We start from the raw sequence: 13,707 nt of genomic DNA on the forward strand, positions 1-13,707 counted from the left end.
CAAGCCGGAGAATGTGATCCACTCCCGCTTATTGCGGAGCGGCGGGTTTGCTCTGTTTCTTGTGCTTGCGCACCCGCATGTAGTTGCGACGCACCCCGTAGGAGATGAGCAGGCCGGCCAGCAGCATCACCAGCAGCATCAGGCGCTGTTTCTCCTGGTTGACCTTGAGATGGGTATCCTGTGCGGCCAGCAGTTTCTGCTCTTCCAGGGTGATCCTCAGATAGCCCAGGGTCAGGTTTCCGTCCTGGATCTCCTGGACGAACTGGATGCGCCCCTTTCCCTGCTCCGGCAGGGATTTGTTGTCGCTGCCGATGGGCAGCAGACTGTCCAGCGGCAGGGCGTTGTCCGACTGGGCGAGGGGAATACCGCGGGCGTCATAGAGGGTGACATCCAGAATGTCAGGCTCGGCGGCCAGATCCTGCGCCAGTCTCTCCAGCTCGTTCTCCTTGTCCTCCTTGATCCAGCGGCGCATGTCCCGGGCGGCATAGGCGACCAGCGCCTGTGCCCTGTCCCGTGCCGCCGCGTGCAGGGCGGCCTGGCTCTCTCCCTGCATGTGGATGAGCAGCACCAGCACCCAGAGACCGAGCAGGACTCCCGCCGCCAGGCTGACAACACGTTTGATGGGAAGATGACGCACAGAACCGGGCCTCTGGTAATGGATGAGCGGGGCTGGCTGGTGCCCCGGTGCCGCGAAGCGGGAAACAGGGTGGTCTGTTTCCATGTCTGCCCGCACCGCAGGCGGGATCTTGGCGCTTGCCTGTACAAAAAGCAATACGCTACTCTGGGCCCGCATGATGAACCCCATGATTTCCAAGGAAGGCGTCTCTCTTATGTTGTTGTCCCAACTTCCCCGCTCCCTGCACGACTGGTCCGGGGCCCTGAGCTGTGCCCCCTGCTGGCAGCTCACCAACGAAGCCCTGCTGCCCGCGGCCAACGCCCACGACAGCGCCTGGATTGTCCTGTTTGGCAAGGGGCTGGAGGCCGGTCATCTGGCCCGCCTGGCCCAGCAGCTGGATGCCCAGGGGCTTGAGTCAAGCCTCTATCCCGCAGGGGAGCAGGCCGGTATTCCGCTGCTGCTGCTTGGCACCAACCGCTTCTCCCCCGAGCTGGTGCAGGCGCTCAAAGCCCAGGAGTGGGACATCGACCTGTGTCATCTGGCCGCCCTGCCTACCCTGAGTGAGCCCGGTCTGCTGGTGATGGACATGGATTCCACCGCGATCAGGATAGAGTGCATCGACGAAATCGCGCGGCTGGCCGGGGTCGGTGAGCAGGTGGCGGCCGTTACCGCGGCGGCCATGCAGGGCAAGCTGGAGTTTGCCGACAGTCTGCGTGCCCGGGTGGCGCTGCTGGAAGGGGCGCCGGTCACCATCCTCGACGAGGTGGCGGCCGACATGCCCTGGATGCCGGGCCTGCCACTCATGGTCGATACCCTCAAGCAGGCTGGCTGGAAGGTGGCGATCGCCTCCGGTGGCTTCACCCGCTTTGCCGGCGAGTTGCAGCGTGCTCTGGGTCTGGATGCCATTTTCGCCAACGAGCTGGCGGTGGAAGGGGGCCTGCTGACCGGCAAGGTGAGCGGCCCCATCGTCGATGCCGCCGCCAAGGCCGAGGCGCTGCAACAGCTGGCCTCGGAGTACGAGGTGGTTGCATCCCAGACGGTCGCGGTCGGCGATGGTGCCAACGATCTCAAGATGATGGGGGTGGCGGGGCTTGGCATTGCCATTCATGCCAAACCCCTGGTACGTGCCCAAGCGGCGGCGACCCTCAATCACCACGATCTGGAAGGGGTGCTCTGCCTGCTCGGCGCCCTGGCTTGTCGCGACCGACGCTGGTGCTGATCCCGCTCAAGGAGGAGCCGATCACGAGATGGAACTGTTACAGCAATCCCTGTTTGTCCCCTGCGGTGAGCATCGACTCCATGTGCGCCATATCCAGCCCGGTGTCGCGGTGCATGCCGACCCCATCCTGATGGTGCACGGGGCCATCGAGAACGGCCGCATCTTCTACACCGAATCGGGCAAGGGGCTGGCCTGCTTTCTGGCTCGCCACGGGTATCAGGTCTATGTGGCGGATCTGCGTGGTCGGGGTCTGAGCACACCGACCATCGCCGAGCGGGCCGGCCACGGTCAGCATGAGCTGATCACCGAGGATCTGCCCGCCCTGCAGCGCTGGGTATCGGCCCGCCATGCCGGTGCCCGGGTGCACTGGATGGCCCACTCCTGGGGCGGCGTCATCATGGCCTCGACCCTGGTGCGCTTCCCCGAGCTGGCGGAGCAGGTTGCCAGCCTGGTGTTCTTCGGCACCAAGCGGGGGGTCTCGGTGCAGAACCCGGAGCGCTGGTTGAAGGTGGATCTGATCTGGAACCGGCTCGCCCCCTGGCTGGCGAGCCGCCAGGGGTTTCTGGCCGCCCGCCGGTTGAAGATTGGGGCCGATGATGAGCCCCTGCGCTACCTGCAGGAAACCATCCCCTGGGTCAAGTGCGGGCCCTGGCAGGATCCCTTTGACGGTTTCGCCTATGACGAGGCGGCGAGCCGGGTCAACTGGCCCCCGCTCTGGATGATCTCCGCCAAGGCGGACAAGGTACTTGGCCACCCCGTCGACGTGCGCCGCTTCAGCGACGAGATGGGCTCGGCCGCCCGCCACACCCGCCTTGGGCGGGACAACGGCAACCGCCTCGATTACGACCACATCAACATGCTGACGGCCCCCCAGGCACAGGAGGATCACTTCCCCGACATCCTCGCTTGGCTGCGCAACCCCCAGGCTGCCTGATAGACAAAAAACGGGCGCTTGCGTGCCCGTTTTTTGTTGTCTCCCGGCCCTGCTGGTTAGCGGGGCCCGGATGGTATGCCAAGGCGGAACAGGGTCGCCTCGGTGGTATCGGTCAGTTCACCCACGCCCACGACACTCCAGAGCTCCTCTTCCAGCTTCTTGGCCTTGTGAATGGCGAACTTGGCGATGTAGTCCAGTTCACCCGCGATGAAGCTGGTGTCCGGGCGGCCGGTGCGCGAAATACCCACCAGTACCGAATAGAACTCGCCCTGTTGCCGGGCCAGCTCGATGAAGCGGCGCTTTTGATCCGGTGAGCTGAAGCTGCTGGCCAGGTGGCTGCGAAACAGGGGTGTTCCCCCCTGAGAGTGGAGGGCGGCGATGTAGACCTCCTCCTCTTCCGGCTTGTCTTCCCGCTCGATGGCGCGCAGGGGATTGAGCAGCAGGGCCTTGAGCAGAGCCCCCTGGAACAGGGGATACAGGTTCAACTGCTGATCCTGCTCGGCACAGATGCGCAGCAGACGGGAAAGGCTGCGTGGCTGTGGCGAGAGGCCGGCCGCGGCCAGTTTCGGGGCGGCCTTGAGCTTGTTCACATAGACGGGGGTGTTGAACAGGTGGTGGGTGTAGAGGTTGCGCAGCGCCCTAGCCATGCCGCGATAGCGATTGAACTCCCGGGTGGTCTTGAGCTTGTTCTGGTTGCTTTCGATAAGCAGGCTGAAGAACTGGTGGCCGGTATGGCGCTCGGCCGTCCCCTCGATGCACAGATGCAGCACTGTTCTGCTCAGGTTGAGGCTGACCAGCCGATAGGGCAGGCGTTGCAGGTCCATGTTCCTGGCGAGCTCCTGCAAGCGGGGCAGAGCCACCGTGATGATGTCTCCCTTCTCCCCGTCGAACGGCTCCTCCAGCTCGATTTGCATGCCGTGGGCCGAGATGTCTCGGGTCCAGCCGACCCAGGAGCGCTCCTTGTGATGCAAGACGATGGCCGTCTTGTGCATGTAGCGCGCCTCCTTGCGCAGTTGCACATAGTGCAGCGTCTCTATCTCGAAGGGGGCGGCATGGATGTCATGGCCAAAGCGCTGCAAGGCGTTGGCGTTGAGCGGATCCTGACCCGTCTCTCGCTGGAACTCGTCACGCTGGTTGTCCAGGTTTATCTCCTGCAGCATGCCCACGTATCCGAGCTGGGCCAGGCGCTCGCGCAGCAGCCTGTCCTGCAACTGGCTCGCCCCGCCCTGGGGGTTGTCGAGGTCGGCCTCCCGCAGGGTGCAGGCTTCCATGCTGAACTTGTATACCCGCCAGCTGGGGCGGCGGGCGCCGATCTGGAAGAAGAGCGCGGTCAGTCCGCTCTGTTCCAGCTCCTCCCGGGTCGCGGAGAAGAAGTAGAGGTGGCTGCGTACCGCATGGGTAAAGCTGTAGATCAGCGTCTCGCGCAGCCCCTCTTTGCCTGGAAGCAACGAGGGCATGCGGGCCGCAGTGAAGAGGCTGGCGAGCATGTCGCGATTCTTGGCGTCGCGCCAGTATTCGAGAATGTGCTGGTTGTTCTCGGTGCGCAGGGCGATCTCGAGGGCGGGGACGCTGCCCTTGCCGAAATAGAGGGGCATGCCGGTCATGCGCGGCAGATAGAACTGCTCATACCCCTTGATGACGGCGGCGGAGAGCAGGTAGTCGACGCTGACGCGATAGCGGCTGCGGTTGCGCTCGATGAAGTCGCGCAGGAACTCGTCAAACACCGGATGCTCGCCGTTCTTGAGCAGCCTGAGCCAGAATTTGTCCTCTTTTCTCTCCTCCCCCAGGATCTGGTAGCTGACGGGGTCACGCAGCAGGGGATGGGGATGATCGCGTTCCAGTCCGGTGAAGAAGACGGCTATCAGGTCGCCTGTCTGGTAGTCGGGCAGATAGGGCACGGATACCCGGATGCCGCCGAGGGAGATGTCGGAGCTCTTGGCGAGGATCTTCTCGCCGTTGGCGAGCTGGAGCACCATGGGCGAGCTGAAGTGCATGCGCTCTTCCTGTCGCCCGTAATGGCTGGCGAAGGGGATGGCACTGACATCGAACGGACGAAACGGGCTGATGGGCAGTGCCAGATTGTCGCTGCGCCCCTGGTTGAGTTTGTACCAGGCTTGCAGCGCCTCGTAGACCCCCAGGGTGTAGCTGTCCCGGTAGAGGTAGCACTGGGATTGAAACAGCTCGATGGCCTCGGCGGGCATGAAGTGGGTCACCCCGTCGAACTCATGCACCTGACAGAGGGCGCCCAGCTCGTTGCGCATGTCGATGACGCGCCGACAGGGGGTGCACTTGCGTTTGAGTTCCATCTTCAGCAGGAACCGACTGTTGGTATTTTCGTTCTGGGTCAGACGGTTGAAGATTTCGTCGAAGTCCTTTTCCCGGAGCAGGGGGACAAGTTGTTCTATCAGATGTAGTGGTTGTTCTGAATCCATGTATTCCTGCCGCGGAAAGTCACTTTTCCGATTCTGGGTTTGATCTGCCGGTCGCAAACAAGTATATCAAGCAGGAATTCATCCTGTCCCCGAGTTATCCATGGCCAAAAACAAAACCGCCTATGTTTGTTCCGAATGTGGAGCCGACTTCACCCGCTGGCAAGGCCAGTGCAGCGAGTGCAAGGAGTGGAACACCATCACCGAGGTGCGACTGGGGGTGACGACACCCGGCAAGAGCGCTCGTTATACCGGTTATGCGGGCGCCGTCGGCAGCCAGGTGCAGACCCTGGCGGAGATCGCCACCACGGAGATCCCCCGTTTCAGCTCGGGCTTCAAGGAGCTGGACCGCGTACTCGGTGGCGGCGTGGTCCCCGGTTCGGCCATTCTCATCGGCGGCAACCCCGGGGCCGGCAAGTCGACCCTGTTGCTGCAGACCATGTGCGGCCTGGCGCAGCGCATGAAGACCCTCTATGTGACCGGTGAGGAGTCACTGCAACAGGTGGCGATGCGGGCTGGTCGGCTGGGTCTGCCCACGGACAAGCTGCGCATGTTGTCCGAGACCAGTGTCGAGCAGATCTGCCTCATCGCCCAGCAGGAGCAACCTCAGATCATGGTCATCGACTCCATCCAGGTGATGCACGTGGCGGATGTGCAGTCCGCGCCGGGGTCCGTCTCCCAGGTGCGGGAGTCGGCGGCGCTGCTGACACGCTATGCCAAGCAGAATCATGTGGCCATCTTCATGGTGGGCCACGTCACCAAGGACGGCACCTTGGCGGGCCCCAAGGTGCTGGAGCACTGCATCGACTGCTCCGTGCTGCTGGATGGCGGGCACGACTCGCGTTTTCGCACCCTGCGCTCCCACAAGAACCGCTTCGGTGCGGTCAACGAACTGGGGGTCTTCGCCATGACCGGGCAGGGAATGAAGGAGGTGAGCAACCCTTCCGCGATTTTCCTCAGCCGCGGGGAGGAGCAGGCTCCGGGCTCCATCGTCATGGTGATCTGGGAAGGCACGCGCCCCCTGCTGGTGGAGTTGCAGGCGCTGGTGGATTACTCCCAGCTCTCCAATCCGCGCCGGGTGGCGGTGGGGATGGACCACAACCGTCTCGCCATGCTGCTGGCGGTGCTGCATCGTCACGGCGGGTTGCAGATGGCGGATCAGGATGTGTTCATCAACGTGGTGGGTGGCGTCAAAGTCGAGGAGACCAGCGCGGATCTGGCGCTGCTGCTGGCCATGGTGTCGAGCTTCCGGGATCAGGCCCTGCCCAAGGATCTGGTGGTCTTTGGCGAAGTGGGGCTCTCTGGCGAGATACGGCCCGTACCCTCGGGTCAGGAGCGACTGCAGGAGGCGGCCAAGCACGGCTTCCGCCGAGCCATCGTCCCGCATGCCAATGCGCCCAAACATCCCATCGAGGGGATGGAGGTGGTGCCGGTGAAGAAACTCTCCGATGCCCTCGAGGCCCTGTAATCGACCATGAAAAAGGAGCGTATGGACGCTCCTTTGTTTTTCTGCCCGCCCGCTCAGGATTCGGGGGGGACGTGGTCTCGGTGCTCTTGCAGCAACTGCTCCAGCTCGCGATGGAGCAGTTGTTCCTCTCCGATGTTCAGCTCGATCATCCGCTTGAGGTGAGTGGCGCTGTCGATGTCGATGTGGTGGCAGTAAAACCCCAGCTTCTTGCTGGCTTCGTGGGTCAGCTCGACCTGCATCTTGATCTCGATGTCGCTGCCCCCGAGCACGAAGTAGATTTCGTACTCCTTGTCCTCGCTGGCGACCCAATCCTCGGGTCTGAGCAGCAGGGCTCCTTGCAGGGAGACATCGACCAGCTGGGTGCGCCACTGGTGTTCACCCTGGGTGAGCTTGGCGGCGGTCAAATAGAAAATCCGAGTAAAGTGGCGGCGCTCGGCCATGGTCGTCTCCGGTCTGCGTGCGAGCAAGATGCTCATCCTTCATGTTGCAGAGTGTAATCCAGCTGGCACGCCAGGATATTGAACTGGCTCCGATATTGAATATCAGACCTGCTGATGGCTGAGGGATTCCACCACCTGCAGCGCCTTGACCAGCCGATCCTCCTGTTTGAACCTGTCCTCCAGCACGGGGCCGAGTTGGTTCAGATCCTCGTCCAGTTGCAGCAACTGGGCTTCGTCGGCGTTGCTGTACTTGTCGTTGAACTCCAGCGCGAATTCGGTACAGGCACGGATATGGGGGTAGATGCGCTTGGCCAGCTCCAGTTTGTCCCCGCTGGCTTGCTCAAAGGCGGTGACGACATGGTTGTAGATCTCGAAATGGCCTGCGCTGACGTAATCGACCAGTTGTTCGCAAAAACGTTGCAGTTCGACGTGACCTGGGAGGGTGCGTTGCTTGCACTTGGCGGGCATGAGGCCTGCCAGCCGCATGTACTCGACCAGCAACGCCTGTCTGGCATCCAGCCAGTCATCTATTGCTCTGTGCTTGCCTGCCAGTGCGCGCTTGGTTTTTTCCAGTTCAGTTAACATAGTCCCTCCATGGGCATGACATGCGGCTCTCGGGTCGCATGCCTTCGGTCATTCTCATCGACTGACGACACTCCTATAACTAGGGAAAATCCAGTTGACCGTCAATAGGAGTGTAGGGATATTGTTACATCAGGCGGGGATTTGCATGCCTCTCCCCACCGGAACTTCGCATCCTGTCGCCCATCCAGGGGACAAGGGGGCGATATATGTGACTATTTCCGCAGATCTTGATGAAAACCCCAGCATTCAAGCCAATCCGGCTGATAAAGCCTTTGCCTGAGTGTTTTTTTTTGAATAGAGTGGCCCGGTGCTAAATGCCCGATCATAAAGGAAATGTTATGAACAAAGCTCAACTTGTCGATGCAATTGCCGCCAAAGCAGACCTGAGCAAAGCTCAGGCCAAAGTCGCTCTGGAAGAGATCATCAATGGTATTACCCAGAGCCTGAAAGAGGGCGATGCCGTTCAGTTGGTGGGTTTTGGTACCTTCAAGGTCAACCATCGCGCGGGCCGTACCGGTCGCAACCCGCAAACCGGTAAAGAGATCCAGATTGCAGCCGCCAATGTGCCGTCCTTCGTGGCTGGCAAGGCGCTGAAAGACGCCGTCAAATAAGATCGTCTTGTAATCAAATGAAACCCGGCTTGTGCCGGGTTTTTTCTTGCCATCTTCGTCAAATTTGTTTCAGATACACTCAGAATATGGCATGCGCTGTAGCGAGGTGGATATGGAACAGAAAAATGCCATTCGGCAGGTAGCCGTCCCCTGGGCACCCTCTCGTCAACTCCCTCCCGGCCTGGTCGTGGCCGAACTGCATCAGGATATCTGGAGCGACACCCTGACCGTCATGCTGGGGCGTGCTCGCAGCATCGATCTGCCTCCGTTGCCCCTGTGTCGGGTGAGTTTTCGCCACATCTTCGCAGTGCGGGTGATGGAGGATTGCGATCTGGCGGAGGGGCGTGACAGCCACGTCATCGAGGAGCAGATCCAGCTCATCACCCCGTCCCGTTTCGCCAGCTGGTTCCATCAGGAATCCGATGGACTGCACCTGGATGAAGATTTGCAGCACTACCGCATCTCGACCTGGGATTACTGCGCCGATGTGCTGACCTCTTCTCCCCCTGAACTCCAGTTCATGGTTCAGGAGGAGTAAGCCAGATTGTCGGGTCGCCTCCGTGGTGACAAAAAAGCCGGCGCAGGGGCGCCGGCTTTTTCTTGTTCGGGAGCGTGGGGCGCTTAGCCCAGGATCTGGTCCCGGTGCAGCCCCAGCACGATCAGCAGCCCGATGAAATAGAAGGCGCTGAGCTTGATGCCGAGAATAGTGAGCAGGCCGGCGCACAGACGCACCAGGGCCTTGTGCAGCCAGGATCCGGTGAAGCGGTACATGATCACTCCACCGCGTCGGCCGACGCGAACTCCGGCACCTTGGCCATGGCGTCCAGCACCACTTGAATGTCGGCCCCCGGCTTGCAGGCATTCTCGCTCAGATGGCGACGCCAGGCGCGCGCCCCCTGCATGTTCTGGAACAACCCCAGCATGTGGCGGGTCATGTGGGAGAGGTAGTTGCCCTTGGCCAGCTCCTGTTCGATGTAGGGCAGCATCATCCGCACCACCTCGTGGCGGCTTGGCACGGCATGGTTCTCGCCGAACACCAGATTGTCCACCTGGGCCAGAATGTAGGGATTCTGGTAGGCTTCGCGACCCATCATGACCCCGTCGAGGTGCTGCAGATGTTCAAGAGTCTGCTCCAGACTGGTCACCCCGCCGTTAATGACAATGGTCAGATCCGGGTAATCCTGCTTGACCCGGTAGACGCGAGGATAATCGAGGGGCGGGATCTCGCGGTTCTCTTTCGGGCTCAAGCCGCTCAGCCAGGCCTTGCGGGCATGGACGATGAAGGTATCGCAACCGGCGTCCCTAACCTGCTCGATGAAGGCCTGCAAGAACTCGTAGGAGTCTTGCTCGTCGATGCCGATACGGGTCTTCACGGTGACAGGAATGTCGACCACGTCGCGCATCGCCTTGACGCAATCGGCCACTAGCGCGGGTTCGCCCATGAGGCAGGCGCCGAAGCGGCCGTTTTGCACCCGATCGGAAGGGCAGCCGACGTTGAGGTTGATCTCGTCATAGCCGCGCTCCTCGGCGAGCCTGGCGCAGCGGGCCAGGTCTGCCGGGTTGCTGCCACCCAGTTGCAGGGAGAGAGGGTGTTCCTGCTCGCTGTAGCCCAGATAGTCGCCCTTGCCGTGGATGATGGCGCCCGTGGTCACCATCTCGGTATAGAGCAGGGTCTGGCGGGTCATCAGACGGTGGAAATAACGGCAATGCCGATCGGTCCAGTCCAGCATGGGGGCGATGGAAAAGCGCTGCGCCTGCATAAAAATCATCCGGGTTGGCCAAACAAGGGGCGGGATTCTATCACAACGTGAGACAGCCCCAGAAAATGAATTTTGTCGCCGCGCACTGGGGGCCCTGTGATAGTATCCGGCTAATTGACAGGGTATCTGCGTGAACATGAATCAAGACCAACTTCTACAACGAGCGGAACGCCTCTGCGAGCAGCGAGGGATCCGTTTCACCCCGACACGGCGCCAGGTGTTCCGGCTGCTTGCCGCCCACGGCAATGCCATTAGTGCCTATGATTTGCTGGCCCAGTTGCAGCAGACCGAGGCTCATGCCAAACCGCCTACCGTCTATCGGGCGCTCGACTTCCTGCTCGAACAGGGCTTTGCCCACAAGGTGGAGTCGCTCAACGCCTTCATCTTCTGCTGCCACTTCGACCATGCCCACCCGATGCAACTGCTGATCTGCGATCGTTGCGGTGAGGTAGTGGAGCTGCACGATCCCGCCATCGACGGCGCCTTTTCCGAGCAGGCTCATCAGCATGGTTTTACTATTACCAACAAGACCATAGAAGCCCATGGTCAATGTGCCCGCTGTTCCGTTACCGTAGGAAGTCAAGATGAAGGCTGATTTTGTAAACCCGTTCCTGCTCTCCCTGCTCAACGTGCTCTCCACCATGGCACAGCTGGAACTCAAACCGGGCGCGCCCAAGCGCAAGACGGACGAGCTGGCTCGGGGAGATGTCTCCGGCCTGATTGGCATGGTGGGTCCGCAGACCCGGGGTTCCCTCTCCATCAGCTTCGAGAAGGGGCTGGCATTGGAGATCATGCGTCGCATGCTGGGGGAGGCGCCGGCCACCATCAACGAGGAAGTGACCGACATGGTGGGCGAGATCACCAACATGGTGACGGGCGGCGCCAAACGCATGCTGGGGGAGAAGGGCTATGAGTTCGACATGGCGACCCCGGTCATCGTCTCCGGTCCCAATCACACCATCACTCACCGGGCCGACGGCGCCAAGATCATGATGCCGTTCGAATCGGAGTATGGCCGTGCCACCATCGAGATCTGCTTCGAGTAATCGCCATGTGGAAGATGCTGAAATGGAGTGTCATCGGTGGGGTGGTGCTGCTTATCCTGTCGGATATCGAGATCAGCACCTCTCTCTACAAGTACGAAGACAACCGCGTGGAGATCAACTTCCCGCGCTGGCAGGCTGACCAGCCCTGGGGCACCCTGCGCTGGCATGCGGGCCGATTTGAGCATCACTGGTACGGTCTTGCAGGCAAACCCAAGCCCGCAACCGTCCTCTGAAGAGCGCTCTCCACAACGGATGAACCAGATTGCACCAATAAAAAAGAGGCCAGCGAATGCTGGCCTCTTTATTTGGTCAAGATCTGTTATCAGGCCGCTTCTGCAGCCAGCTTGCCATTGCCACGCACCATGACACCGAGGCCACAGGCCAGCAGGGTCGGCAGCAACCAGGCAAGGCCCTTGTCAAACAGCGGCAGGAAGGCGAAAGCATCCATCTTCATGCCGGCGGCGCCCAGGCCGTCCAGGCAGCCGAACAGGAAGGCGACCAGCAGCACGGAGCGGAACACCAGACGGGGGTGACCGAAGTAACCCTTCAGGAAGGTGACCAGTACCAGCGCCACGGCAACCGGGTAGATGGCGACCAGCACCGGAATGGAGAGGCTGATGAGCTGGCTCAGGCCCACGTTGGCCACGATGCCGCAGATGACACCCAGCAGCACGACCAGCTTCTTGTAGCTCATGCCGGTCAGGTTGTGGAAGAAGTCGGAGCAGGCGGAGATGAGGCCGACGGCCGTGGTGAAGCAGGCCAGGGTGATGATGGCAGCCAGGATGAACTGACCCGGTTGGCCGAACAGACTCAGCACGTAGGCGTTGACGATGGCACCGCCGTTGCTCACATCTGTGGCGACGCCGGCAGCGGTGTTGCCCAGCTGGAACAGGGAGACATAGACCACGGAGAGACCGATGGCGGAGATGATGCCCGCGATGGCTAGGTACTTGAACTGGCTCTGGTAGTCATGGATGCCTTTCTGGCGCAGCAGGTCGACGATCAGGGCGCCGAACATCAGGGACGCCAGGGTGTCCATGGTGTTGTAGCCTTCCAGAATGCCTTTCACGAAGGGGGTGCTCTGGTAGTCACCGGATGCGGTAGGCATGCTTCCTTGCGGTGCGACGAAGACACCGATGGCCAGGGTCAGCAGCAGCAGCATCAGCAGCGGGGTCAGGTACTTGCCGATGGCATCCATCAGCTTGCCCTGGTTGAGGGAGACCAGGATGGCCACGCCGAAGAACAGTACTGTGTAGGCAGCCAGACCGGATGGTCCCATGTCGCCAAGGAAGGGCTTGAGGCCCATCTCGTAGGCCACCAGGCCGGTACGGGGGGCGGCGAAGGCCGGGCCGATGATGATGTAGATGGCGACGGCCAGTGCGGTGGCCACGCCGGCCGGCAGCAGCTTGGTCATGCCGGCCCAGCCGTTGCCAGCCTTGGCGACGGCGATGATGGTGATGAGGGGCAGGCCCACGGCGGTGACCAGGAAGCCCAGCATGGCCAGGGAGAGGTGCTCACCCGCCATGAAGCCGGCCAGGGGCGGGAAGATGATGTTGCCTGCGCCCAGATAGAACGCAAAGGTCATGAAGCCCAATCCGAGTACATCGGACAATGTGAGTGATTTCGTCAAGTTCAACCTCGTCTGTCTTGTAAACTATTGCTTGTTATAGTTTTTTATTTGTCAGTGACCGGCACTTTCCGGGGGTAAAAAAAAGAGCCCCGCTGGTTTTTTCATCGCGACCAGTGGTTTGAACTGGTCTTGAGCGGGCGCTCATTTAGCAGTCAGCATAATGATGTGAAAAAATAGTTCAAGGCAAAATTTACATCTTCAAATAGAAGGGGCTGGTTAGTTGGATATATCTGTCGGAATAGCCTCCAGTGGCAGAATGGATCACAATTTCACCCCTCTCACACTTGTTTAATCCTCTGCCAAGCAGCAATAAAACACGATTTGCCTCTTTCCCCTCTCTGGTAGTAACAGCCAGATAACAACGCTCATACAGATCATAACTCGACGAAATGCATAAAATTTCATCCGCCATCGCCGTGGGCAGCACCAGGGCCAGTTGCCCGGTACGGCTCAGCAGGCGATCGCTGGCGGCCAGCAATCCCCTTGGGTCGAGCCCCCCGGTATGACGGGCCAGAGCCCTGGCCGGATCGCGAAGTGTCTGGCCTGCCGGGAAATAGGGCGGGTTGGAGACGATGAGATCGTAAGGGGGGGCGAGGTGATCCTGAATGGCGCTCTCTATGATGGTGACCCGCTCACGCCAGGGGGAGGCCGCCACATTCTCCTGGGCCTGCACGGCTGCATCCTTATCCAGCTCCACCCCGTCTATGTGGCAGTCGTTCGTGCTGCGCTGGGCCAGCATCAGGGCGATGAGGCCGCTGCCGGTGCCGATGTCCAGCACCCGGCGGGCGCTGTCGACCGGCGCCCAGGCTCCCAGCAGAATGCCGTCCGTACCGACCTTCATGGCGCAGCGGTCGTGATCGATGTGAAATTGCTTGAACGTGAAACCGTTGTTGCGCCCCATTCGGCCCTCCTCCTGTGCCTGCCCGCGGAAAATGGCCGGCGATTATAGCGGCTAAGCCACAGTCACCA

16 protein-coding genes are annotated in these 13,707 nt (G+C 61.0%); 8 read left to right on the forward strand and 8 right to left on the reverse strand.

Translation table 11 applies throughout. The features are described 5' to 3' along the window. Positions 1–28: 28 nt before the first annotated feature. Positions 29–637 carry an AhpA/YtjB family protein gene (locus tag ACPW74_RS00245; RefSeq protein WP_279982239.1) on the reverse strand — a complete coding sequence of 203 codons (609 nt, stop codon included), beginning with the start codon at positions 635–637 and terminating at the stop codon, positions 29–31. Between the two features lie 193 nt (positions 638–830). Between ACPW74_RS00245 and serB the strand changes: the two genes are divergently transcribed. Continuing rightward, complete coding sequence (gene serB, locus ACPW74_RS00250; RefSeq protein WP_279981080.1) at positions 831–1,835, forward strand: phosphoserine phosphatase SerB; 1,005 nt, start codon at positions 831–833, stop codon at positions 1,833–1,835. A gap of 28 nt (positions 1,836–1,863) precedes the next feature. Beyond that, the gene (locus ACPW74_RS00255; RefSeq protein ID WP_279981081.1) at positions 1,864–2,769 is read left to right on the forward strand and encodes an alpha/beta fold hydrolase; all 906 of its coding nucleotides are present in this window, start codon (positions 1,864–1,866) and stop codon (positions 2,767–2,769) included. A gap of 56 nt (positions 2,770–2,825) precedes the next feature. Here ACPW74_RS00255 and ACPW74_RS00260 read toward each other — a convergent pair whose 3' ends face one another. Then, entirely contained in the window at positions 2,826–5,201 is a 2,376-nt protein-coding gene (locus tag ACPW74_RS00260) for a PilZ domain-containing protein (protein ID WP_202043097.1), read from the reverse strand. A gap of 100 nt (positions 5,202–5,301) precedes the next feature. Here ACPW74_RS00260 and radA point away from each other — a divergent pair, with 100 nt between their 5' ends. Then, positions 5,302–6,666 (forward strand): DNA repair protein RadA, encoded by a 1,365-nt coding sequence (gene radA / locus ACPW74_RS00265; protein WP_010673036.1) that lies wholly within the window; start codon positions 5,302–5,304, stop codon positions 6,664–6,666. Positions 6,667–6,719: 53 nt separating this feature from the next. On the opposite strand, the gene ACPW74_RS00270 is transcribed toward radA, so the two are convergent. Next, complete coding sequence (locus tag ACPW74_RS00270) at positions 6,720–7,106, reverse strand: PilZ domain-containing protein (RefSeq protein ID WP_279982240.1); 387 nt, start codon at positions 7,104–7,106, stop codon at positions 6,720–6,722. Positions 7,107–7,208: 102 nt separating this feature from the next. Next, positions 7,209–7,691, reverse strand: a complete 483-nt coding sequence (locus ACPW74_RS00275) for an Rsd/AlgQ family anti-sigma factor (protein WP_029313757.1) — start codon at positions 7,689–7,691, stop codon at positions 7,209–7,211. Between the two features lie 338 nt (positions 7,692–8,029). Between ACPW74_RS00275 and hupA the strand changes: the two genes are divergently transcribed. Together hupA and ACPW74_RS00285 are read left to right on the forward strand one after the other, a co-directional pair. Further along, on the forward strand, positions 8,030–8,302 hold the full coding sequence (gene hupA / locus ACPW74_RS00280) for a nucleoid-associated protein HU-alpha (protein ID WP_005305063.1): 273 nt from the start codon (positions 8,030–8,032) through the stop codon (positions 8,300–8,302). A 112-nt stretch (positions 8,303–8,414) separates the two neighbouring features. Continuing rightward, the gene (locus tag ACPW74_RS00285) at positions 8,415–8,840 is read left to right on the forward strand and encodes a hypothetical protein (RefSeq protein ID WP_029313758.1); all 426 of its coding nucleotides are present in this window, start codon (positions 8,415–8,417) and stop codon (positions 8,838–8,840) included. Between the two features lie 83 nt (positions 8,841–8,923). On the opposite strand, the gene ACPW74_RS00290 is transcribed toward ACPW74_RS00285, so the two are convergent. Continuing rightward, a complete protein-coding gene (locus ACPW74_RS00290) occupies positions 8,924–9,073 on the reverse strand; it encodes a hypothetical protein (protein ID WP_080944170.1) in 150 nt (49 codons plus the stop codon). A gap of 2 nt (positions 9,074–9,075) precedes the next feature. Next, positions 9,076–10,062 carry a tRNA dihydrouridine(20/20a) synthase DusA gene (gene dusA / locus ACPW74_RS00295; protein WP_223933200.1) on the reverse strand — a complete coding sequence of 329 codons (987 nt, stop codon included), beginning with the start codon at positions 10,060–10,062 and terminating at the stop codon, positions 9,076–9,078. Between the two features lie 136 nt (positions 10,063–10,198). Between dusA and zur the strand changes: the two genes are divergently transcribed. From zur to ACPW74_RS00310, 3 genes are read left to right on the forward strand one after another with little or no spacing between them, the layout of a single operon-like run. Then, positions 10,199–10,657, forward strand: coding sequence for a zinc uptake transcriptional repressor Zur (zur, locus tag ACPW74_RS00300; RefSeq protein WP_049636537.1), 459 nt, complete (start codon positions 10,199–10,201; stop codon positions 10,655–10,657). Next, positions 10,647–11,108: a chemotaxis protein CheX gene (locus ACPW74_RS00305; protein WP_010673043.1), complete on the forward strand. Its 462-nt coding sequence runs from the start codon at positions 10,647–10,649 to the stop codon at positions 11,106–11,108. Before zur ends, ACPW74_RS00305 begins: the two co-directional genes overlap by 11 nt. A 5-nt stretch (positions 11,109–11,113) precedes the next feature. Further along, positions 11,114–11,341, forward strand: a complete 228-nt coding sequence (locus ACPW74_RS00310; protein ID WP_039039956.1) for a hypothetical protein — start codon at positions 11,114–11,116, stop codon at positions 11,339–11,341. Between the two features lie 89 nt (positions 11,342–11,430). Here ACPW74_RS00310 and brnQ read toward each other — a convergent pair whose 3' ends face one another. Together brnQ and ACPW74_RS00320 are read right to left on the reverse strand one after the other, a co-directional pair. Beyond that, on the reverse strand, positions 11,431–12,738 hold the full coding sequence (brnQ, locus tag ACPW74_RS00315) for a branched-chain amino acid transport system II carrier protein (RefSeq protein WP_223933202.1): 1,308 nt from the start codon (positions 12,736–12,738) through the stop codon (positions 11,431–11,433). Positions 12,739–12,928: 190 nt separating this feature from the next. Continuing rightward, the gene (locus ACPW74_RS00320; RefSeq protein WP_202040292.1) at positions 12,929–13,639 is read right to left on the reverse strand and encodes a tRNA1(Val) (adenine(37)-N6)-methyltransferase; all 711 of its coding nucleotides are present in this window, start codon (positions 13,637–13,639) and stop codon (positions 12,929–12,931) included. Positions 13,640–13,707: the final 68 nt, after the last annotated feature.

This window comes from Aeromonas sp. INTO2 (genome assembly GCF_049860605.1).
Lineage (GTDB): Bacteria > Pseudomonadota > Gammaproteobacteria > Enterobacterales > Aeromonadaceae > Aeromonas > Aeromonas caviae.

Coding starts and splice junctions, on each gene's coding strand:
- ACPW74_RS00275 (WP_029313757.1), bottom strand. CDS start 7,691: ATGTTAACTGAACTGGAAAAAACCAAGCGCGCACTGGCAGGCAAGCAC.
- ACPW74_RS00270 (WP_279982240.1), bottom strand. CDS start 7,106: ATGGCCGAGCGCCGCCACTTTACTCGGATTTTCTATTTGACCGCCGCC.
- hupA (WP_005305063.1), top strand. CDS start 8,030: ATGAACAAAGCTCAACTTGTCGATGCAATTGCCGCCAAAGCAGACCTG.
- ACPW74_RS00255 (WP_279981081.1), top strand. CDS start 1,864: ATGGAACTGTTACAGCAATCCCTGTTTGTCCCCTGCGGTGAGCATCGA.
- zur (WP_049636537.1), top strand. CDS start 10,199: ATGAATCAAGACCAACTTCTACAACGAGCGGAACGCCTCTGCGAGCAG.
- ACPW74_RS00285 (WP_029313758.1), top strand. CDS start 8,415: ATGGAACAGAAAAATGCCATTCGGCAGGTAGCCGTCCCCTGGGCACCC.
- ACPW74_RS00320 (WP_202040292.1), bottom strand. CDS start 13,639: ATGGGGCGCAACAACGGTTTCACGTTCAAGCAATTTCACATCGATCAC.
- ACPW74_RS00260 (WP_202043097.1), bottom strand. CDS start 5,201: ATGGATTCAGAACAACCACTACATCTGATAGAACAACTTGTCCCCCTG.
- serB (WP_279981080.1), top strand. CDS start 831: ATGTTGTTGTCCCAACTTCCCCGCTCCCTGCACGACTGGTCCGGGGCC.
- ACPW74_RS00305 (WP_010673043.1), top strand. CDS start 10,647: ATGAAGGCTGATTTTGTAAACCCGTTCCTGCTCTCCCTGCTCAACGTG.
- ACPW74_RS00310 (WP_039039956.1), top strand. CDS start 11,114: ATGTGGAAGATGCTGAAATGGAGTGTCATCGGTGGGGTGGTGCTGCTT.
- ACPW74_RS00290 (WP_080944170.1), bottom strand. CDS start 9,073: ATGTACCGCTTCACCGGATCCTGGCTGCACAAGGCCCTGGTGCGTCTG.
- dusA (WP_223933200.1), bottom strand. CDS start 10,062: ATGCAGGCGCAGCGCTTTTCCATCGCCCCCATGCTGGACTGGACCGAT.
- radA (WP_010673036.1), top strand. CDS start 5,302: ATGGCCAAAAACAAAACCGCCTATGTTTGTTCCGAATGTGGAGCCGAC.